Below are 20,991 nucleotides of genomic sequence, written 5' to 3' on the forward strand. Positions count from 1 at the left end.
GCCTTGCCAGAACGTATGTGCGCTGTCAAAGCGCCGCATCCCTATCCATGCCATCACCGGGACGCCCGATTGACCGCTCACCGCTTCATGCCCGCAGGACCGCTGACCGGACGCATCCGTGTACCGGGCGACAAATCGATCAGCCATCGTTCGCTCATGTTCGGCGCGCTGGCCGTGGGCCGCAGCCGCATTTCGGGCCTGCTCGAGGGCGAGGACGTTCTCGCGACCGCAGCGGCCCTGCGCACCATGGGCGCGCGGATCGAGCGCGACGGTGACGACTGGGTGGTCGACGGCGTGGGTGTCGGAGGATTGCTCCAGCCCGATCAGGCGCTCGATATGGGCAATTCGGGCACTTCCACCCGGCTGCTCATGGGCCTCGTCGCAAGCCACAGCATCACCGCGGCCTTTACCGGCGATGCGAGCCTGTCGAAGCGACCGATGGGCCGGGTGATCGATCCCCTTTCGACCATGGGCACAAGCTTCACCCCCTCGCCCGGCGGTACGCTGCCGCTGATGATGGAAGGCATGCAACCGGCCGTGCCGATCGAATACCGCCTGCCGGTGGCGAGCGCGCAGGTAAAGAGCGCGGTGCTGCTCGCCGGTCTCAACACCCCCGGCATCACCACGGTGATCGAACCGGTGCCGACGCGCGATCATACCGAGCGCATGCTGCGCGGTTTCGGTGCCGAACTGACGGTCGAGGAGAACCAGGGCGAGCGCGTGATCCGCATTCATGGCCCCGCCGACCTCAAGCCTTGCGACATCACCGTGCCGGGCGACCCCTCCTCCGCCGCTTTCTTCGCGGTAGCGGCAAGCGTGGTGCCGGGCAGCGATCTCGTGATCGAGAACGTCGGGCTCAATCCCACACGCGACGGCATCTTCCGCGTGCTGGAGCTGATGGGCGCCGACATCGAGGACGTCGATGCGCGCGAAGTCGGCGGCGAGCCGGTTGCCGACCTGCGCGTGCGCCATGCGGCGCTGAAAGGCATCGAGGTCGACCCCGGCATCGCACCGAGCATGATCGACGAATTTCCCGTCCTGTTCGTCGCCGCTGCGCTGGCCGAAGGGACGACCATCACCAGCGGGCTTGAGGAACTGCGCGTCAAGGAAAGCGACCGTCTGTCGGCCATGGCCGAGGCGCTCAGCCTCGCTGGTGCGAATGTCGAGGAGAATGACGATGGCCTGGTTATCGAGGGGACCGGGGGTAAGCCCCTTGCCGGAGGTGGCCCCATCGCCACTCACCTCGATCACCGCATCGCCATGAGCATGGCAATCGCCGGACTGGTCAGCCGCGACGGCGTCGAAATCGACAGCATCGAACCGATCGCGACGAGTTTCCCGAATTTCACCGCCCTGCTGGACGAGGCGGCCGAGTGACCGACCAGCTCGACATCTATACGCTCATCGGCTTCGTCGGGATGGCCTGCATCATTGCCGCCTATGCCTATCTCACCTGGAAGGAAGACCCGAACCCCTTCGTCCTGCACGGCACCAATCTCACCGGCGCGGCGCTACTGACCGTCTCGCTGCTGGTGCACACCAACTGGCCCAGCCTCGTGCTCGAAGGATTCTGGGCAGCGATTGCCATCTGGGGCTTGGCGAAAGCGGTGCGGGCGCGCAGGACGGGCGTATGATTATCGCCGTCGACGGACCCACTGCCAGCGGGAAAGGCACGATTGCCAAGGCGCTGGCCGCGCACTTCGGCCTGCCGCATCTCGATACCGGGCTGCTCTACCGCGCGGTCGGGAGGCAGGTCTCGCTGAATGGCGGCAATCCCGACGATGCCGAGGATGCGCTAGCGGCGACGGGCTTTGCGGACAGCCTGCTGGACGATCCCCAATTGCGCGACGAGGAAACCGGCGGACTCGCCAGCCGCGTCTCGGTCCATCAGGCCGTTCGGCAGGCGCTGTTCGAAAGGCAGCGAGCCTTTGCCACGCAGGATGGCGGAGCGATCCTCGACGGACGCGATATCGGGACCGTCATTGCGCCGGAGGCGGAGGCGAAGCTGTTCATCACGGCGAGCGTCGAAGCGCGCGCCCAGCGGCGCTTCGTCGAGATGCGCGAGCGCGGGGCCGGAGTGACCTTGCTCGAAATCCAGGACGATTTGCGCCGCCGCGACGAGCGCGATCGCAACCGTGCAGTGGCGCCGCTGATCCCTGCCGAGAACGCGATGGTGATCGACACCAGCGCGCTGGGAAAGGACGAGGCCATCGCCGCCGCGATCGAGGCTGTGACTGAAGCCGTTTCCTAAGCTGCCTCTCCCGCCCTTGCCATACTTCGCCCATATCCATATCATGTTATATATCACGCTATGGAGATTCGCATGGTCGATGTCGTTGCCCAGATGGGCCCCGCCTTTCTCGGCAGCCGCCTCAAGCGGCTTGGCGAGCGCATGCAGGCAGGCGCGGCGAGCGTCCTGACGGATGCGGGTATCCCGCTGCAACCCGGCCATATGGCGGCGATGGCGGCGCTGAGGACGGGACCGAAGACGGTCGGCCAGCTCGCCGAAGCCAGCGGGACCAGCCAGCCGGGCATGACGCGCACGATCGGGCACCTGAAGAAGCTCGGCCTTGCCACGGACGAAGCCTGCGCGGACCAGCGCAGCCGCATGATCTCGCTTACCGAGCAAGGCGAGCGCATGGCGCAGACCATCGCGAGCGACGTATGGCCCAAGGTAGGCGCCGCCGCGGAGCAAATCCTCGCCCGCGTCGATGGCGACTTCCTTCGCCAGCTGGCGATTATCGAAGAGGCGCTTGCCGAGGCCTCCATCGCCGAACGCGCCGCCCGTACCGTTCCGCAACCCCTCTCCCTGCGCGAATACGATCGCTCGCTCGCTCACGAATTCTTCGACATCAACCGTGAATGGATCGAGGACATGTTCGCGATGGAAGAGGCCGACCGCGAGATCCTCGAACACCCGCAGGAGCGGATCATCGATGCAGGCGGCGATATCCTGTTCGTCGAAGCTGCAGGGCTCGGCATCGTCGGCACCTGCGCGCTGCTCAAGACGGGTCCGGGCGCCTTCGAACTCACCAAGATGGGCGTGCGCGAAAGCGCGCGCGGGCTGAAAGCGGGCGAATTCCTGCTCGCCGCGACAATCGAGCGCGCGCGCGAACTCGGTGCCGAGACGCTCTACCTCCTCACCAACAGCAAGTGCGCCCCGGCCATCCATCTGTACGAGAAGCTCGGCTTCGAACACGATCGGGCAGTGATGGAGCGCTATGCCGCGCGCTACGATCGTTGCGATGTCGCAATGCTCTACACAGGATGACCGCATCGCGGGGATGGCCGCTTTCCTACAGGGAGCCTGCGCTGGCATGACCTGCCCGATGCCCTCGCCCGACCTCGAAACCCTCCCAATCCCCCCGTTTTCCGTCCCCGAACCGGCGGCGACGGTTTTCGCCTTGGACGGTGTAACATGCGGTCCATGTCTCCGGACGACGCTCCCGCAATTCACTTGCCTTTCGTGCCCGTTTCGCCTAGGCGCGCGCCCGTTCTCGCAATCTCTGGATTGAGTGGACCCGTGCGACGGCATCCGGCCCCGCGCGGCATCGGCCCTCTTGCCCCGTACGGCCCGTGCAATGGTGCGCAGGCAGACGGGTAAAGACCCCGGGAAAACCGGTGGCCGGTAGCAAAACGAACGTTAGGACTACACACATGGCAACTGCAGCCAATCCCACTCGCGACGATTTCGCGAAAATGCTCGACGAGCAGCTCGGCGGCGCAGATGACGGCGGCTTCGAAGGCCGCGTCGTCAAGGGCACCGTCACCGCCATTGAAAACGGCATGGCGCACATCGATGTCGGCCTGAAAAGCGAAGGCCGCGTCGACCTCAAGGAATTCCAGCGCTCCGAAAGCGAAACCGCGCCCGGCGTCGGTGACGAAGTCGAAGTCTATGTCGACCGCGTCGAAAATGCCGAAGGCGAAGCGATGCTCAGCCGCGACCGCGCCCGCCGCGAAGCCGCCTGGGACAAGCTCGAAAGCGAATTCGGCGAAGGCAAGCGCGTCGAAGGCCGCATCTTCGGCCGCGTCAAGGGCGGCTTCACCGTAGACCTCGACGGCGCCGTGGCCTTCCTGCCCGGCAGCCAGGTCGACATCCGCCCCGTGCGCGACGTGACCCCGCTGATGGACATGGCTCAGCCGTTCCAGATCCTCAAGATGGACCGCCGCCGCGGTAACATCGTCGTCTCGCGCCGTGCGGTCCTCGAAGAAACCCGCGCCGAACAGCGCAGCGAACTGATCGACAAGCTGGCCGAAGGTCAGGTGATCGACGGCGTCGTGAAGAACATCACCGATTATGGTGCCTTCGTCGATCTCGGCGGTATCGACGGCCTGCTCCACGTCACCGACATGAGCTACAAGCGCGTCAACCACCCCAGCGAAATGATCGAAATCGGCGCGACCGTGACCGTCCAGATCATCCGCATCAACGAAGAAACGCAGCGCATCAGCCTCGGCATGAAGCAGCTGGAATCGGATCCGTGGGACGGCGTTTCGGCCAAGTACCCGGTCGGCATGAAGCTGACTGGCACCGTGACCAACATCACCGAATACGGCGCATTCGTCGAAATCGAACCGGGCATCGAAGGCCTGGTCCACGTTTCGGAAATGAGCTGGACCAAGAAGAACGTCCACCCGGGCAAGATCGTCTCGACCTCGCAGGAAGTCGAAGTCATGGTCCTCGAGGTCGACAGCGAAAAGCGTCGCATCAGCCTCGGCCTCAAGCAGGCCCAGCGCAACCCGTGGGAAGAGTTCGCCGAGAAGCACCCGGTCGGCTCGAAGGTCGAAGGCGAAGTCAAGAACGCCACCGAATTCGGCCTCTTCATCGGCCTCGATGGCGACGTCGACGGCATGGTCCACATGTCGGACATCGCCTGGGGCATCTCGGGTGAAGACGCGCTGGCGCTGCACCGCAAGGGCGAGCAGGTCGAAGCCGTCGTTCTCGACGTCGACACCGACAAGGAGCGCATCAGCCTCGGCATGAAGCAGCTCGAAAAGGGCGCGCCGACCGAAGCAGGCGCTTCGGGCTCGCTGCGCAGGGGCGAAACCGTCACCGTCACCGTTCTCGAAGTCCGCGATGGCGGCCTCGAAGTGCAGGTTGGCGAAGACGGCGCGACCGGCTTCATCAAGCGCAGCGACCTCGGGCGCGACCGCGACGAACAGCGCCCCGACCGCTTCCAGGTCGGCGGCAAGGTCGACGCGATGGTCACCGGCTTCGATCGCTCGAAGAAGCCGAACTTCTCGATCAAGGCGCGTCAGATCGCCGAAGAGAAGGAAGCGGTTGCGCAGTTCGGTTCGTCGGATTCGGGCGCATCGCTCGGCGATATCCTCGGCGAAGCGCTGAAGAAGAAGGAAGACTGACGGTAACAGGTTGGCGCCTGCGAAGCGGGCGCTTACCGCACCGTCATCTCCGCGCAGGCGGGGATCCAGACGACAAAGGAAGGCCCGCTTGCCAGTCCGGCAGGCGGGCCTTTCCCTTTGGCGCGGCAGCGCTTACCTTGCCCGCCATGCTCGAAGTCCACCAGTTCCCCTGCCTGTCCGACAATTACGGATTCCTCCTCCACGATCCCGATAGCGGCGAGACTGCGGCGATCGATACGCCCGATGGCGCGGAGTACCTCAAGCAGGCCGAGGCCAAGGGCTGGGAAATCACGCAGATCTGGAACACCCATTGGCACCCCGATCACGCGGGCGGAAACAAGGCCATCACCGAGGCAACCGGTGCCAAGGTGATTGCGCCCAGGGAAGTCGAGAAGCTCAGCCCGATCGACCGCGTCGTAGGTAATGGCGACAGCGTGGCGCTGGGCGACTGGCAGGCGCGCGTGATCGACGTGTCGGGCCACACCAACGGCCATATCGCCTATCACATCGCCGATGCCGATATGGCCTTCGTGGGCGACAGCGTCTTCGCGCTGGGATGCGGCCGGATGTTCGAAGGCCAGCCGGAGCAGTTCTGGAACAGCCTCGACCGTATTCGCCAGCTGCCCGACAACACGCTGCTCTATTGCGCGCATGAATATACGCAGGCGAATGCGAAATTCGCGCTTCATGCCGACCCCGACAATGCCGAATTGCGCCTCTATGCCGCACGGATCGACGAGAAGCGCGCCAAGGGCGAGCCGACGGTCCCGACGGTTCTCTCCCGCGAACTTGCAACCAATCCCTTCCTGCGGGCCGACGATGCCGATCTGCGCGATCGCTGGGGCGGCAACAGCCCTGCCGAAACCTTCGCCGCATTGCGCACCGCCAAGGACCATTTCTGAACATGTTCTGGATGTTGATACTACTTGGCGCAGCCCTTTATTGTTTTGCTCGGGCTTTTGCCGACATTCGACAGCGAAAATACACTTGGGGGGCGGTAGGGATCGTAGCCGGGATGGCTGTGCTATTTGCTCCCCCTGATTCCCAGTCACATACGGTAACTATTGATCTGCCGGCCCAGCAGCAATGAAAGCCGTTTTTGTCAGCAAGCTGTCGCCCGACCTTTCGGGTGTCGAGCTGGCCGAGCTCGAGCAGCCGGAAGGCGAGGTGCTGGTGCGCGTTCGCGCCGCCTCGCTCAACTATCCCGACCTGCTGATGACTCGAGGGGAGTACCAGTTCAAACCCGAGCCGCCCTTCGTCTCGGGACTCGAGATGGCGGGCGAAGTGGTCGAAGCCCCTGCGGATAGCGGCTTCGTGTCCGGCGACAGGGTACGCGGCGGGGCCAAGACCGGCGCTTTTGCCGACTATGTCGCCCTGCCCGCCGCCTCGCTGCGCAAAATGCCCGAGAATCTCGATTTCGCCACGGCAGCGGCCATGGGCGCCGCCTATCATACCGCCTATGTCGCGCTGGTAGAGATCGGCGGGCTGAAGGCGGGGCAGACGATTCTGGTCCACGGCGCGAGCGGCGGCGTGGGGCTTGCCGCCTGCGATCTTGCGCGTGCTCTCGGAGCGACAGTCATCGCGGCGACGCATCGCGAAGACAAGATCGAGCCATTGCGCAGGATCGCCAGGCCCGATGCCGTCATACTCAACACCGGCCGGTTTCGCGAAGACGTCTCGGAATTGACCGACGGGAAATTGTGCGACCTCGTCTACGATCCCATCGGCGGCGACGTATTCGACGAGAGCACGCGCTGCGTGGCCTTCGGCGGCAAGCTGCTGGTAATCGGCTTCGTATCGGGTCGCATCCCGGAGATCGCGGTCAACATCCCGCTGATCAAGGGCTTCTCGGTCGTCGGTGTGCGGGCGGGCGAATATGCGCGGCGCTTTCCCGATCGAGGTGCGCGGATCGCCGAGGCAATCGATCGGCTGGCTGCGGAGAGGCGCATCAGGCCCCATGTCGACCGCACCCTTCCCCTCACCGACTGGCGAGAGGCTTTCGAGGCCATGCAGCGCGGCGAGATCGTCGGGAAGATCGTGCTTGAACCGTGATCTCCTGCGGAAGCAGAGCTGGCCGACGGCCAACGCAGAGGTCTCGGGAGGGTTGGCGCGTCATTGCCTGAGGTCCCGGCCTTCGCTGGGACTTGCGACATACGAAAAGGGCGGCCCCGCAGGACCGCCCTCTCGAAGGTTCTTCGATCAAGGGTCGCTCAGATCCCGGCGATGACCTTGTCGGCCAGCGCCTTGTCCGCTTCCGCGTCGTGCTTGGAGGCGATCAACGTGCGGCTGGCCTCGGTCGCGGCACTGACGGCGCGGTTGCGCACGTCCTCGACCGCTTCGCGCTCGGCAGCGGCGATCTTGTCTTCGGCCATGCGCTTGCGGCGTTCGACCATTGCCTTGCTGTCCGCCTCGGCCTTCTCGAGGATCGCATCGGCTTCGTGCTGCGCATTGGCGAGCATGGCTTCCGCGTCCTTCTCGGCACCGGCGATCTTGTCGGCATATTCCTGGCGCAGCGCCTCGGCTTCGGCGCGCAGCTGCTTGGCTTCGTCGAGCTGTTCCTTGATCGAGGCGATCTTGCCGTCGAGGCCGCCGCCGATCATCTTGTGCACCTTGGCGCCGAAGAAGGCGAAAGCGAGCAGCGCCAGCATCGCCACCGAGACGATCTGGTAGGGCTCGAGTCCCCACAGTTCGGGGCCGACGAGCTTGGCTGCGCCCATATCGACCACCGCTTCCGTCTGGGCGGCTTCGGTGGCGATTACTTCGGGCAGATCGGATGTGGGATTAGCCATGGGCCATCGCCTCCTTCACCGCCTTGGCGGCGGTGGGCTTGGTCACCTTCACGCCGGCGAGCGTCTTGACGATGTCCTGCGCCGCTTCGACCGCAACCGACTCCACTTCCGTGAGTGCCGCGGTGCGCGCCTCGGCGATACGGGTCTCGGCTTCGGCGAGCTTCTTGTCGAGCCGCGTCTGCGCCGCCTTCAGCTTCTTCTCGGACTTGGCCGCAGCCTCGTCCTTGGCCTTGGCGACGATCGCCTGCGCCGCGGCGCGGTTCTCGTTCTCGCGCACCCGCCAGGCTTCTTCCTGCTCGTCGGCGGCCTCGCGCGCGGCCTTGGCGGCAGCGAGGTCGGCGGCGATCTGGCCGTCACGCTGGGCGACGGTTTCCATCACCTTGGGCACCATGCCGCGGCCGATGACGAAGAAGGTGATGCCGAAGAACACCAGCAGCCAGAAGACCTGGCTGGACCATGTATCGGCAAGCTGTGCTATCTGGGGCATTGCAGCTCTCGAAAGGCGGGTACGATAAATTCACGGCACCGGCCGAGGCATTCCCCGGCCGGTGCGAAATCGGCAGTCGTGCTTAGGCGACGAAGATCAGGATCATCGCGACGACGAACGCCAGCAGGCCGAGAAGCTCGGCAGCGGCGAAGCCGATGAACAGGCGGCCCTGCTGGCCGTCGGCTGCACCCGGGTTGCGCAGGGCGCTTTCGAGGAACGAACCGAAGACGTTACCGACACCGATGGCGGCCATGCCGGCACCGATTGCAGCGAGACCGGCACCAACCAGCTTTGCAGCTTCTACTTCCATGACAAACTCCTTTGGAAAACAGGCAATTGAGGGATAAACTTAGTGAAGGTTCTCTGCATCGTTGATGTAGAGCGAGGTGAGCAGGGCGAAAACATAGGCCTGGATGCCCGCCACCAGAATTTCGAGGGCGCTGATCCCGATCATCAGCAGGAAGCTCGGCAGACCGACCAGCGCACCGAAGCCGATACCGGCATTGGTACCGTCGATCACGAAGCTGGACAGGACCTTGAGCAGCACGTGACCGGCCATCATCGCAACGAAGAGACGGAGCGCGAGGCTGAAGGGGCGCACCATGAAGGAGATGAACTCGATCGGCGCGATCACCGGAACCATCGGCAACGGCGTGCCATGGGGTACGAACAGGCTGAAGAAATGCAGGCCGTGCTTCCAGAAGCCCACGATCAGCACGATCGAGAAGCTGATGATCGCCAGCACGCCGGTCACCGTGAAATGGCTGGTGAAGGTGAACGGGTGGATGCCGACGAGGCCCAGCGGCAGCAGGCCGATCAGGTTGGCGATCAGGATGAACATGAACAGGCTGAAGACATAGGGCACATATTTGCGCCCTTCCTTGCCGATGTTCGCTTCGAGCATGTTGTCGATGAAGCCGGTGAAGGTCTCCACCATCATCTGCCAGCGACCGGGAACCAGCTCGCGCCTCATGCCGCCCAGCACGAACAAGAACAGAACCACGGTCGTGATCAGCATCCACATCGCACTGTTGGTGAAGGCGATGTTGAGGCCGGCAATTTCCCAACCCTGCGTTCCGGCGATCGGCTCGATCGCGAACTGCTTCATCGGGTCGACTTTGGCTTGATCGGCTGCCACGTCTGCTAATCCCTAAACCCTAAGAACAACGCCCCGGAAATTCCCGCTTGGGAGATCATTCCTCGGGGCGCTTGTTTGCCGCACGAATTACGTTCCTGAAGGCGACCACTATTCCGAGGAACAGGCCGACCAACAGACCCCAGGGGTTGGTGCCGGTAAAATAGCCGATGGCATATCCGATCACCGTTCCACCGAGAATCCCGCCAAGGAGGTCCGCCAGGACCCGGTTGCCGCTGCGATAATTCGCATCGGCCCCGGAACTTTGCGGGCGGTTACGCTGCTCTTCGCGCTGCTGGGCGGCCGCTAGCCGCTTTTCCAGCGCGTCGATCCGCGCATCCTCCTCGATAGGTTCCCGTGCGGGCTCGTCGTCGCTCATGCCTTGCTCCTTGAAGGGGGTTGCGCGGCACGGGCACGGACTTGCCCGCCGAGGGCGCCGCCCCCTTAGAAGGGGGGTGGTGGCGAGTCAACATGGAGTGCGGCGCGATTGGCCGGATCAGCCGAAAGCTTGCGACGGACGTCGCGAGCGCACCTATCAAGTCAGGGGCAACGCGGATCGCGCAGTGGGGCCGATGTGCCACGCGTCTGCCAGCTGCCATCGGGGGCCTGGTACTTCTCGCCCGGCGCTGTCGCGAGGATCGCCTGACAGCCCGCCGTCAGCGCATATTCCTCAAGCGTGGCGTTGTTGGCCTGCGCGCGCTCCGAATAGACGGCGCGCCGCTTGATGTTGATATCGTTGACGATGCGCCGCAGTTCGGGCGTTTCGGCAACGACGATGCCGAGATAGCCGTCCATCTTTTCGCCGACCTGACCGGCGGCGCGCGCGGCGGCGTATGCCGGATCGCGCTGAGCGAAGGCAGGCGCGGCAAATCCACCGAGCGCGGTGGCGAACGCCGTAGCCGCAAGAACCGATTTGGTTATTGATTTCATCATGTCACCCATCAGAAGATATCCGCGTTTTCCTCGATCGTATTGCCCGCATCCTCCGCGAGCCGGTAGATCACTTCCTGGCGGATGTTGACGTTCAGCTCGATCACGATCGGCTCTTCGGGCGCATTGACCGTAATACATCCTCCGAGCGCGACGGTACCAAGCATGGCGGCAGCCATCCTCCCGGTCAATTTGGCATGAGTCATAGCCCTCACTCGCTTTCCTGCTCCTGAATAGTGGATTCATCCGGAAGGATATCTTCCGGATCGATGTCGGGTTCGGCTTCCTCGCCGGTGATCGAGCGGCGCAGCAGGCGTGTGCCGTCGTCGGACAGCAGGCCCAGTTCGCGCGGATCGCGCACGGAAGCGGGATCGTAAAGCGATTTGAGGCTGGTCAGCAGCTGATAGAACTGCGCCTTGATGTTGATGCGAAACTGTAAAGGCAGCGCGGCGAGGCGCCGAGTGACGAAGTTGGACTTGGCGCCATCGCCCTGCTTGACGCCGTCGAACCGGACGCGGGTCACGATTTCACCGGTCAGCGGCCCCTCCATGATCACCCGCATCTGCGAGTAGTCCAGGCTCTTGAGCGCATCGAAGGCGAAATTGGCGATCGGCGAGAGATCCTCATAGCTCAGTTCGCCGACATAGGAGATATTGCCGCCGGGTGGACGGGAAATCAGCACGCCGGTGTCGATCTTGCCATTGCCGTTCTCGTCGAAGACGATCGGAACCGTGCCGTCGAACCGGCCGGTGGCGGACAGGTTTTCCAGCTCCATTTCGGTAACGAATGTTCCCGCGTCGAGACCGACGATCTCGAATATGTAGCGCCGTTCCTCGCTGATCCCGAGGTTGAGATCGACATCGCGCAGGATCAGCTGGCCGCCCATGAACGGCCAGCTGCCACCCGACACGGCGAGCAGTTCGCCATTGCGCAATTCGAACGCCACCTCGCCATCGAAGACCTCGACGCCCGGATTGACCGAGCCCACCCTGATCGTCTGATTCGGTGCGGTCGTCAGGTTGAGCAGATCGGTGAACGTGACCGTCCCGCTGGCCCCCTTCACCGGTCCGAAGGCGGCGGCGAAATCGAGATCGTCGCTGGAGAACTCGCCCGAGCTGGTGATCGTGCCGTCCGGCGCCCAATCGATCCTACCCGAACCGGTTACGACACCTTCGGCATTGGCGATCACGCCCAGCGCGAGACGGGAAAGCTCGTCGGGCTGCAAGCCGCGGTCGAACTGCACTCCGGGCACATCCAGATCGGCATGGCCTGCGCCGCTCGCAAGATCGTGACGGATGTCGACCGTGGTCACGAGCCGATCGCTCGCCGGGTTGCGCAGCTCGGCATCGGCCAGGATGAGATTGTCGACGAGCGACAGGGTCGCGCCGCGCGCAACGAGCGGTTCGAACCGCGGCGGATTCTCGCGGTCGACCAGCGTGAACGCGCCCTGATCGATCGCCAGCCGGCCATCGGCAAAACGCCAGTTTCCACTGGCCCCGTTGAGATTCAACGGCACTGCCGCGAGCGCCACGTCGGCATCGGTGAACGTACCCGCGACGTTTTCGCCGATGCGCGCTTCGAGATCTGCGACACGGAAGCGGCTGGCGGTGTCCGGCGGCCCGAGCGCAACGTCGATCGAGCGGGCCGTCATCACGCCGGGATAGGCAAATCCGACAGGTCCCGTGGTGAGCCTCATGGGCGTTTCGCCAAGGTAGCCTTCGAGGTCGAGCGACGGCGTTCCGGCGGCGATCCGCATGCCCCCCGGGCCATTGGTCAGGATCGCGCGACCGGGGACCGGGCACAGCGTCAGCCCGCGCTTCTCGAAGGCGAGATCGGCATACTCCAGCCGGTCGAAGCGCACATCCATGCACTTGCGCCACAGCGCGAGTTGTTGGTTGCCGTAGCGTCCTTCCACCGGCAGCAAGAGATTGGTTGCCGAACCGCCCGGAAGCGGGCCGCTGGCGAGGACGCGGCCCGAAAAGCCCAGCGCCCCCGAACTGCCCTGCGCGATAACGATCTGCGGAACGGCCAAAGCGGACGATCCGGCAGCATAGCGTTCCATGGCGAGGCGGAAGATCGAGCCGCCCGATTCGCTGCGCTCCATGCGTCCGGTGATCCGCGGCATATTCGCCCCGCCCGTCGCGATGTTGCCCGCGATTCGCGGCATCTCGCCACCCTGTGCAGCGATCTCGACCCGCGAGAGCGAAACCAGGCGCGCACCGCTGCCTCCGCGAAGCTCCGCCCGCGGTGTCAGCAAGGAATAGCCATTGGGATCGAGCCGCATCCGGATTTCGGCATCGAGCGCGCTGCCGCGGGTTTCCGCCTGCAGCGCATTCGCCAGCTTGCGCGTAAGCGGCGCGATGAAAGTGCCCTCGCCCGTGCGCGCCAGTCCCTCCACGCCCGCAACCAAATCGCGGCCGAGCCGCAAGCCGTTGCCTTCGAGATTGCCGTCCAGCTGGACGCGCGCGAACCCGTCATTGGCGCGCAACTGTCCTTCGGCGGTCATGACCGCTGCCAGCGCCTGCGGAGTCTCGACCCCCCGCGCAGCGAGCGAGAACCGTGCGGTGACCAGCCGGTCGCGCATCTGCGCACGGATGGTGCCCAGCACTGCGGACGCCGAATTCTCCGCATAACGCGTGTCTCCGCCCTCGATCCGCGCCTCGATCGAGGGATTGGCCAGTCTCGTATCCGCGGCGACAGTCAAATCCATCGCGTAGTCGGCGAGGGCGAGGTCGGGCTCTTCGCAAGTGAGCGAAGCCAGGCGAACGGGCCCGGAAAACTGCGGCTCGCCCGAAGTCGTCGAAAGTCGGCCGTAGGCGCTCGCTCGCACCGTTTCGCAGCCGGTCAAGGCAAGATCCGGCGCGACCGCGGCCAGTCGCCCCTCCCAACCGTGACTCAGCAGTCCCGATCCGACTACCTTGAGCCCGACCGGACCGAATTCGGTCTCGATCAGCCCACGCCCGTCGCGAATCGCGAGATTGATATTCGGGAGGCCCGCAGGTTCCTCGCTTGGCCCGAAGATCAGGCTGTCGAGACTGCCGAAGCTGATTTCGCCATCGACATAGGTGCCATAAAGCCTCGGCGCGACGAGCGTGACACCGCCGATCTCGGGCGTGCCGAAGCGGTGGCGCAAGTCGACGATGACGCGCTCGGCCGTGAAATCGGGGGCATTGGGATCCCCGACGACAACGTCCGACAGGACCTGCGTCTGCCCACCTACCCGGTCGATCGTGTAGCTTGCCGGGACGCCGTTGGTTTCGAGCTGGTCGCGGATGATGTCGTCGACGATCGTTTCGCGCGAGAACCACACGGCAATGCCCGCGACGACAAGCAGGGCAAGCAGGACGCCGGGGATCGCCCAGCGCTTTCGGCGCCAGCGCGCACGGCGGACGGGATCGATATCGACCGTCATAGTATCGTCGTTTGCGTCCCGCTCCATCGATCCCACACTTGCGCCTAGCGCTCGCCGAAGGCAATGCAAGTGCTTGAAACGCCGTGCATGGGGGAATGGTTGCCGGGGGATCGAAAAATTTCGCCAGCACACACGGGTGCGGGGCATCGCGGTCGACTACGTCAGCGGCTGTTATCCGGCGGGGCAGAAGCGCTGGCCGATTACGAATTGCTCGAATTCCTCCTGTTCGCGGCGATCCGGCAGGGCGATACCAAGCCGCTCGCCAAGGCGCTGATCCGGCATTTCGGATCGTTGTCGGCAGTGTTGGCGGCAGATCCGCAGGCGCTCAAACAGGTGAAAGGTATGGGCGAAGCCAGCGCCGCTGCGCTCCATGCGGTCAACCTTGCCGCGAGGCGCATGGCGCGCGGAGCCGTACAAGACAAGCCGGTGTTGGGAAGCTGGCAGGCGCTACTCGACTATCTCGCGATCGATATGGCCCATCTCAATCACGAGCGCGTAAGGGTGCTCTATCTCAACACGCAGAATCGCCTGATCCTCGATCACATGCTGGGCGAGGGTTCGATCGACGAGGCCGCGATCCATCCGCGCGAGGTGATCCGCAAGGCCTTCGACATCGGCGCGACCGCGCTGATCCTCGTGCACAATCACCCGAGCGGCAATCCGGAACCGAGCCGCGCCGACATCGCGATCACCGCGCGCATCGCCGAAGCGGGCCGGTTGCTGGGCGTAACCGTGCACGACCACGTGATCGTCGGGCGCGACGGGCATGTCAGCCTTCGGGCGAAAGGCCTGATTTGATCAGCGCGGTACCAGGCCATAGCCCTTGTACTGGCGATCGATATCCGGGCTGATGCGGCGTGCTTTGACCAGGTCTTCGCGACCGCCCTTGTCCCCCGTTTCGAGACGGATCAGACCACGCAGGAAAAGGCTCGCCGCCTGTCCCGGTTCCTGGGCCAGTGCAGCGTCGAGATCCGCCATGGCGCGGTCCTTTCGGCCGAGACGATAGTAGGCGAGCGCGCGGCTATCGAGCACGCCGGGCGAATTGCCCGACACCGCAACCGCGCGGTCGCAGACCTCCTCGGCAAGCTCCACCTCGTAGTTCCAGATGCCTGCGGTCCAGCATTGCGAATTGAGCAGGGCTGCCTCGTCCGGGCGCTCGTCGAGCGCGACCTGCAATCGGTCCCATGCTTCCGCGGCGCGATCGGCATGGCCGGCGATTTCCGACCAGACGATCTCGGCATCGACACCCTCGTCGCCCGAGAGGCCCAGCCGGTCGATGAGGTCGAGCGCTTCATCGGCCCGGCCCGCGCGGGAAAGCTGTATGGCGAGGTTGGAAGCGTAGGAGATATCGCCCTGAAGGTCGAACGCGGTCTGCGCATCGGCCAGCGCGGCATCGTATTCCCCCAGCGCATTATAGGCTTCGCCACGCAAGAGATACATTTCCGGGGTCGCTTCGAGTTCGATCGCGCGATCGTAATCGGCGATCGCAGCCTCGTAATCGCGCGCCAGGCTCAACAGGCTGGCGCGGAAATTATGGAATGCCGCCATATCGTCCTGCAGGTCGATCAGCGTCGATGCTGCATCGATATGCGGTTGGAGCCGCCGGGCGATAGCCCGATCGTCGAGTTCCCACAGCCGCTGCGGGTTTTCCAATCTCAGTTCGGGGTCGCCGCTTGCTATTCGGCGCATGGCGCGGCGCGCATCGCCCAGTTCTGCTGCCGGAATCTCGGCTGGGATATAGGAAGTGGAATCGGCGATCTCGAAGATGCCGTCTCCCAACCTCGTGCTGCGTTTGAAGCGAACCCCGGCCGCAGTCTCGTCGAGCTCGGCGATGCCGGTCATCTGGATGCTGCCCGCAGCTTCGGGCAGGCGGTAGGTCCAGTGTTCCCGCATCGTCAGCGGACCGCCGGTGCGATAGGGTATGTCGCGCCAGGCGGAGCGCGCGCGGTCGGGTTTGAAGCTCCAGTTGACGGTCGCCCCCGGAATCGCATGACTGGCCACTCCGCGATCGAACCCGAACTGGTCGAAGGTCATTCCCTCGGCTTCCAGGCGTGCGATCCCGGCCTCATCGTCGTAGGTGATGCGCGCGTCGTAAACGAGCCCGCCGATCACGTCTTCGAGATATTTTGTCGCGACCCCGACCAGCGTCATACGATCGTCGCGCGCGGCCTGCGCGCGAAGGCGCGCGCCCATGATGCCGCGAAGCTCGACATCAGCCGCATAGAGCACCGGCATATCGACACCGGCCGACATGTCGTAGGTGACCTTCAGCACCCTGTCCGGCACGCTCGGCCAGCGCTGTTCGACGGGTATCAATCCGGCGCCCTCGCTGCGAAGCGGCAGCGCCCATGTGAAGTCGGGCACTTCCCCAATGGTTTCAAGGCGCGTGCCTGCGCTGGTGCCATCCAGCCAATAGTCCTTGCCGTCGATAGTCGCGCGCACGATCATATGGTCGAAAGCCCCCGGGATCGGCTGCGAAATCGCCACCGCATCGCCGTTCCGGCTGTCGACCAGCACGGCCTCCGCCTCGATCTCCATGGCGCGGAGCATCGCCAGCAGCAGCAGGCTCTTGGCCTTGCAGTCGCCGTAGCGCTTGGCCCAGGTCTCGGCCGGAGACTGAGGCAGATAGTTGCCCCCGGCCATCCCGTTCAGCAGGTAGCTCACCTCGTCCTGAACCAGCCGCAATGCCAGGGCCGCACGTTCGAGCGGCTGCGTGGTCGCCTGCTCGATCCGTTCGATCTCCTGAGCGATCGAACCGCCCGGTGCGATGGTGCCTTCGGTCGCGAAATATCCGCCCATCGTGCTCGAGACATCCGCCCAGTCGGCGAAACTGCCGACCTGAATGTGCGGCGAGACCTTGAAACGGCCCGGAGCATCTTCTGGCATCGCTGCAGGCTGGGTTACGGGCAGGTTGAAGTCCAATATCGTAAAGCCGTTTTCGCTCCAGCTTTCGGGATCCGCGACATCGCCCAACGTCGCCCAGCGTATCGGCGCGGATTCCGGCCAGGAGAGCCGCAGGCGACCCAATCCGATCTTGGTCGGTTCGGCGAGGATCGTCTCGATCGCCTGCATCTCGCCCGCCAGCGCCTGGTCGCGCAGGCTGGTCGAAGAGGTTACGCGCAACACATCGCCGATCTTCAACCCCGGAATCGCGAAAGCCGCGGTAAGCGCGCCGTCGACCGATCGTTTTTCCAGTTCACGCTCTCGGCGCAGGATTTCGGGACGCAGTCCGTCCGCGACGAGATCGATGATCTCGCCATCGCGCAGGATCTGGAGGCGGTGGATCGACAGGTCGCCCTTGTCCGGCAACCAGGCCAGCTGGATGGTGCCCATCTGCTGCAGCGCCTGGGTCGTATCGAGGCGATAGGCGATATCGGTGTAGCGGGTGACCGTCCCGTCTTCGAGCCGTACCTGGCGGTCGTAAAGCGGCACGTCTTCGCGCGATTCAGCTATGCCGCCGTCATAGAGCGGCTCGACCCAGGCCGGCGGCTCGACGAAGCGGACCTCTTCCCCTGCGATGGCAGGCGCAGCGAGAACGAACATCGGTGCGATGACAAGCGAACGGTACAACAAGTTTTTGGAACTCCCCCTTTTTTCGCCAAGCCTATGGTATTTGCGGCTTCCTCACAAGAATTCGTCGCAAAGGTGAACCGTTTCATCGTCCTAAGTGGCGCGCACAACACAGCTTCGGATGCAATGCGCGAACCTTGCTATTCCGGGCCGCTCCGCCTAGCCGCCGCGCATCCCGCGAATCCCGCCAGAGCGCACCTGGAGTTCACACATGGTCCCCCGTTACGCCCGCCCCGAAATGACTGCCCTCTGGGAAGCCGAAGCGAAATACCGCATCTGGTTCGAGATCGAGGCGCATGCCACCGAAAAGCTCGGCGAACTGGGAGTCGTGCCCGAAAGTGCGGCCAGGGCGCTGTGGGACTGGTGGGCGACCGATCCCGAGATCGACGTCGAGGCGATCGATGCGATCGAGGCGGTCACCAAGCACGACGTGATCGCTTTCCTCACCTGGGTGGCAGAAAACGTGGGCGACGAAGCACGCTTCATGCACCAGGGTATGACGTCGAGCGACGTGCTCGACACCACGCTGGCAGTGCAACTGGCGCGCTCGGCCGATATCCTGCTCGCCGATCTCGACGACCTGCTGTCGGCCATCAAGCGCCGCGCGGAAGAGCATAAATACACCCCGACCATCGGCCGCAGCCATGGCATCCACGCCGAACCGGTGACCTTCGGCCTCAAGCTCGCGCAGGCCTATGCCGAGTTCGATCGCTGCAAGACCCGCCTCATCGCCGCGCGCGAGGAAATCGCGACCTGTGCGATCAGCGGCGCGGTGGGCACCTTCGCCAATATCGATCCCGCAGTGGAACAGCATGTCGCCGACAAGCTCGGCCTGTCGGTCGAGCCCGTCTCCACCCAGGTCATCCCGCGCGACCGCCATGCCATGTTCTTTTCCACGCTCGCAGTGATCGCCGGATCGATCGAGCGACTGGCGGTCGAAGTGCGACATCTCCAGCGCACCGAAGTGCTCGAGGCGGAAGAATACTTCTCGCCCGGCCAGAAGGGGTCGAGCGCAATGCCGCACAAGCGCAACCCGATCCTGACCGAGAACCTCACCGGCCAGGCGCGCATGATCCGCGCCTATGCCCTGCCCGCATTGGAAAACGTGGCGCTTTGGCACGAGCGCGATATTTCGCATTCCTCGGTCGAGCGTTTCATCGGACCGGATGCGTGCATCACGCTCGACTTCGCGCTCGCCCGCCTCACCGGCGTGGTCGACAAGCTGCTGATCTATCCCGACCGCATGCAGGCCAACATGGACCGCATGGGCGGCCTGATCCATTCGCAGCGCGTGTTGCTGGCATTGACCCAGAACGGAGTAAGCCGCGAGGACGCTTATCGCCTGGTCCAGCGCAATGCGATGAAAGTGTGGGAGTCCGACGGACAACTGAAGCTGCTCGACCTGCTCAAGCAGGACGAAGAAGTCACCTCGGCCCTATCCGAAGCGCAACTCGAAGAGAAATTCGACCTCGAGTACCACTTCAAGCATGTCGACACCATCTTCGCGAGGGTCTTCGGCTAGACGCGCAGGTCACCGCAGCCTAGCATCCGGTCACGATACACAAGAGGGGACATCGCTCCATGCAGATCGTGCGTACCATCGTCTGGGCCCTGTTGCTCTTCTCGCTGCTGGCTTTCAGCTTTTTCAACTGGAAGCCGGTCGAAGTGCAGATCTGGTCTAACCTCGTGCTGGAGACGAAGCTGCCAGCTCTGGTAATCGTCGCTTTCCTGCTTGGCCTGGTTCCGATGTGGTTGCTCCACCGGGCGAGCAAGTGGCGGGCGGCGCGGCGCATCAGTGCTCTCGAGGCGGCGACGAACCGACTGGCGACGCCGGCGCCGGCATCCGCACCGACGACAGCCACCGACAACCCGGCCGAAGAGAGTGCTCCCGAGCCGGACAATCCGGTCGAACCCGAACCGTCGAAACCGGCATGACCAATCCGATCTACCTCGCTCTCGACGTTCCACGCCTCGACGACGGCGTGGCTCTCGCGAAGAAGGTCAAGGGGCATGTCGGCGGGATCAAGCTGGGGCTGGAGTTCTTCTGCGCGCATGGCGCACACGGCGTGCATATGATTGGCCAGCTCGGCCTGCCGATCTTCCTCGACCTCAAGCTCTACGACATTCCCAACACGGTCGCTGGTGCGATGCACGCGATACATGGTCTCGAACCCGAAATCGTCACGATCCATGCGAGCGGGGGCCGGGCGATGATGGAGGATGCGAAGGCCGCTGCGGGAGAAAACACCAAGGTCGTCGGTGTCACCATGTTGACCAGTATGGATCAGCGCGACTTGGAACGTACCGGAATAGAAGGCGATGCGCACGATCACGTCATGCGCCTGGCGGACCTGGCACAGGAAAGCGGGCTCGACGGGATCGTTTGTTCGGGACAGGAAGTGAAATCGGTCCACGACCGGTGGAAGGATGGTTTCTTCGTCGTCCCCGGCCTGCGTCCCGCAGGCAACGCGGTCGGCGACCAGAAGCGCGTGGTCACTCCCCGACAGGCGCGCGACCATGGCGCCAGCGTGCTGGTCATCGGCCGCCCGATCAGTCGCGCGGCGGACCCCGCCCAGGCCGCGCGCGAGATCGAGGCGACGCTCTAGCTCCTGCCTCATGTCCGTCGCGATCAAAATCTGCGGAATTTCGACCCCCGACGCGCTCGACGCGGCCATCGCCGCGCGGGCCGATTTCGTCGGCTTCGTTTTCTTCCCACCCTCGCCCCGCCATGTCGATGCCCATGCAGCGGCGGCGCTGGCGGCGCGGTCGGGATCGACGATCGGGCGGGTCGGCCTTTTCGTGGATGCGGACGATGGCCAAATCGCCGAAGGTGTGAACGCGGCACGCCTCGATGCAATCCAGTTGCATGGTGGAGAATCGCCGCAGCGCGTAGCCCAGGTGAAGCAGCGCTTCGGCGTCCCGGTATGGAAAGCGCTGCCCGTCGCTACCGCGGACGATGTCGCGGCGGCGCAGGACTTCCGCGGTGCAGCCGATCTCATCCTCTTCGATGCCAAGACACCCAAGGATGCAGCGCTGCCCGGCGGCATGGGGCTGCGGTTCGACTGGTCGCTGGTTTCGCGTTACCGCGGCAAGGCCGGTTGGGGCCTGGCGGGAGGATTGAGCCCTTCGAATGTGGCCCAGGCGATTGCGGAAACCGGCACGCCGCTGGTCGACACGTCCAGCGGCGTCGAGAGCGCGCCGGGAGTCAAGAATGCGGAAAGAATTGCCGCATTCTGCAACGCGGTGCGCGCCGACTGACCGGTTCGCGACAAGCAAGACACGATACTACAATCGCAACCTATCTTGT

Annotated in this window: 21 protein-coding genes; 12 read left to right on the forward strand and 9 right to left on the reverse strand. The window is 64.3% G+C overall.

Annotated elements, in window-relative coordinates; all coding sequences use genetic code 11:
* The first annotated feature begins 87 nt into the window (after positions 1-87).
* From aroA to ASS64_RS03300, 7 genes are all read left to right on the forward strand, one after another.
* Complete coding sequence (gene aroA, locus ASS64_RS03265; RefSeq protein WP_234002321.1) at positions 88-1,377, forward strand: 3-phosphoshikimate 1-carboxyvinyltransferase; 1,290 nt, start codon at positions 88-90, stop codon at positions 1,375-1,377.
* The gene (locus ASS64_RS03270; protein WP_234002297.1) at positions 1,374-1,634 is read left to right on the forward strand and encodes a permease; all 261 of its coding nucleotides are present in this window, start codon (positions 1,374-1,376) and stop codon (positions 1,632-1,634) included. The genes aroA and ASS64_RS03270 overlap by 4 nt, the downstream gene beginning before the upstream one ends.
* Complete coding sequence (locus ASS64_RS03275) at positions 1,631-2,251, forward strand: d(CMP) kinase (RefSeq protein WP_067689754.1); 621 nt, start codon at positions 1,631-1,633, stop codon at positions 2,249-2,251. Before ASS64_RS03270 ends, ASS64_RS03275 begins: the two co-directional genes overlap by 4 nt.
* A gap of 72 nt (positions 2,252-2,323) precedes the next feature.
* Entirely contained in the window at positions 2,324-3,271 is a 948-nt protein-coding gene (locus ASS64_RS03280) for a bifunctional helix-turn-helix transcriptional regulator/GNAT family N-acetyltransferase (protein WP_067690385.1), read from the forward strand.
* A 386-nt stretch (positions 3,272-3,657) separates the two neighbouring features.
* Positions 3,658-5,361 carry a 30S ribosomal protein S1 gene (gene rpsA / locus ASS64_RS03285; RefSeq protein WP_067689757.1) on the forward strand — a complete coding sequence of 568 codons (1,704 nt, stop codon included), beginning with the start codon at positions 3,658-3,660 and terminating at the stop codon, positions 5,359-5,361.
* Between the two features lie 146 nt (positions 5,362-5,507).
* Positions 5,508-6,263: a hydroxyacylglutathione hydrolase gene (gene gloB / locus ASS64_RS03290; RefSeq protein WP_067689760.1), complete on the forward strand. Its 756-nt coding sequence runs from the start codon at positions 5,508-5,510 to the stop codon at positions 6,261-6,263.
* 184 nt (positions 6,264-6,447) lie between these two features.
* Positions 6,448-7,413 (forward strand): NADPH:quinone oxidoreductase family protein, encoded by a 966-nt coding sequence (locus tag ASS64_RS03300; protein WP_067689766.1) that lies wholly within the window; start codon positions 6,448-6,450, stop codon positions 7,411-7,413.
* Positions 7,414-7,571: 158 nt separating this feature from the next.
* On the opposite strand, the gene ASS64_RS03305 is transcribed toward ASS64_RS03300, so the two are convergent.
* The 8 genes from ASS64_RS03305 to ASS64_RS03335 all read right to left on the reverse strand — a co-directional run bounded on the left by ASS64_RS03305 (position 7,572) and on the right by ASS64_RS03335 (position 14,141).
* On the reverse strand, positions 7,572-8,150 hold the full coding sequence (locus tag ASS64_RS03305; protein WP_067689769.1) for an ATP synthase subunit B: 579 nt from the start codon (positions 8,148-8,150) through the stop codon (positions 7,572-7,574).
* On the reverse strand, positions 8,143-8,637 hold the full coding sequence (locus ASS64_RS03310) for an ATPase (protein ID WP_067689772.1): 495 nt from the start codon (positions 8,635-8,637) through the stop codon (positions 8,143-8,145). The genes ASS64_RS03305 and ASS64_RS03310 overlap by 8 nt, the downstream gene beginning before the upstream one ends.
* A gap of 82 nt (positions 8,638-8,719) precedes the next feature.
* Positions 8,720-8,947, reverse strand: coding sequence for a F0F1 ATP synthase subunit C (locus ASS64_RS03315; RefSeq protein WP_040964046.1), 228 nt, complete (start codon positions 8,945-8,947; stop codon positions 8,720-8,722).
* A gap of 39 nt (positions 8,948-8,986) precedes the next feature.
* Positions 8,987-9,775, reverse strand: coding sequence for a F0F1 ATP synthase subunit A (locus ASS64_RS03320; protein WP_255356007.1), 789 nt, complete (start codon positions 9,773-9,775; stop codon positions 8,987-8,989).
* 55 nt (positions 9,776-9,830) lie between these two features.
* Entirely contained in the window at positions 9,831-10,151 is a 321-nt protein-coding gene (locus tag ASS64_RS03325; RefSeq protein WP_067689776.1) for an AtpZ/AtpI family protein, read from the reverse strand.
* 161 nt (positions 10,152-10,312) lie between these two features.
* Positions 10,313-10,702, reverse strand: coding sequence for a YdbL family protein (locus ASS64_RS03330; protein WP_157075076.1), 390 nt, complete (start codon positions 10,700-10,702; stop codon positions 10,313-10,315).
* Between the two features lie 11 nt (positions 10,703-10,713).
* Positions 10,714-10,881 carry a YnbE family lipoprotein gene (locus tag ASS64_RS16295; RefSeq protein WP_369815348.1) on the reverse strand — a complete coding sequence of 56 codons (168 nt, stop codon included), beginning with the start codon at positions 10,879-10,881 and terminating at the stop codon, positions 10,714-10,716.
* A 32-nt stretch (positions 10,882-10,913) separates the two neighbouring features.
* A complete protein-coding gene (locus tag ASS64_RS03335; protein WP_234002299.1) occupies positions 10,914-14,141 on the reverse strand; it encodes a YdbH domain-containing protein in 3,228 nt (1,075 codons plus the stop codon).
* Positions 14,142-14,201: 60 nt separating this feature from the next.
* Here ASS64_RS03335 and radC point away from each other — a divergent pair, with 60 nt between their 5' ends.
* On the forward strand, positions 14,202-14,912 hold the full coding sequence (gene radC, locus ASS64_RS03340) for a DNA repair protein RadC (protein ID WP_067689779.1): 711 nt from the start codon (positions 14,202-14,204) through the stop codon (positions 14,910-14,912).
* On the opposite strand, the gene ASS64_RS03345 is transcribed toward radC, so the two are convergent.
* Entirely contained in the window at positions 14,913-17,684 is a 2,772-nt protein-coding gene (locus ASS64_RS03345) for a DUF3857 domain-containing protein (RefSeq protein ID WP_067689782.1), read from the reverse strand.
* 211 nt (positions 17,685-17,895) lie between these two features.
* On the opposite strand from ASS64_RS03345, the gene purB reads away from it, so the two are divergent.
* Genes purB through ASS64_RS03365 form a run of 4 tightly spaced genes read left to right on the forward strand, consistent with a single transcriptional unit; the run spans position 17,896 to position 20,942 of the window.
* Positions 17,896-19,206: an adenylosuccinate lyase gene (purB, locus tag ASS64_RS03350; RefSeq protein WP_067689785.1), complete on the forward strand. Its 1,311-nt coding sequence runs from the start codon at positions 17,896-17,898 to the stop codon at positions 19,204-19,206.
* Positions 19,207-19,265: 59 nt separating this feature from the next.
* Positions 19,266-19,619, forward strand: coding sequence for a lipopolysaccharide assembly protein LapA domain-containing protein (locus ASS64_RS03355; RefSeq protein WP_067689787.1), 354 nt, complete (start codon positions 19,266-19,268; stop codon positions 19,617-19,619).
* Positions 19,616-20,290, forward strand: a complete 675-nt coding sequence (gene pyrF / locus ASS64_RS03360) for an orotidine-5'-phosphate decarboxylase (RefSeq protein ID WP_067689789.1) — start codon at positions 19,616-19,618, stop codon at positions 20,288-20,290. The genes ASS64_RS03355 and pyrF overlap by 4 nt, the downstream gene beginning before the upstream one ends.
* A 10-nt stretch (positions 20,291-20,300) precedes the next feature.
* Entirely contained in the window at positions 20,301-20,942 is a 642-nt protein-coding gene (locus tag ASS64_RS03365) for a phosphoribosylanthranilate isomerase (RefSeq protein WP_067689792.1), read from the forward strand.
* Positions 20,943-20,991 lie beyond the last annotated feature (49 nt).

Source organism: Erythrobacter sp. AP23, assembly GCF_001542855.1.
GTDB lineage: Bacteria > Pseudomonadota > Alphaproteobacteria > Sphingomonadales > Sphingomonadaceae > Qipengyuania.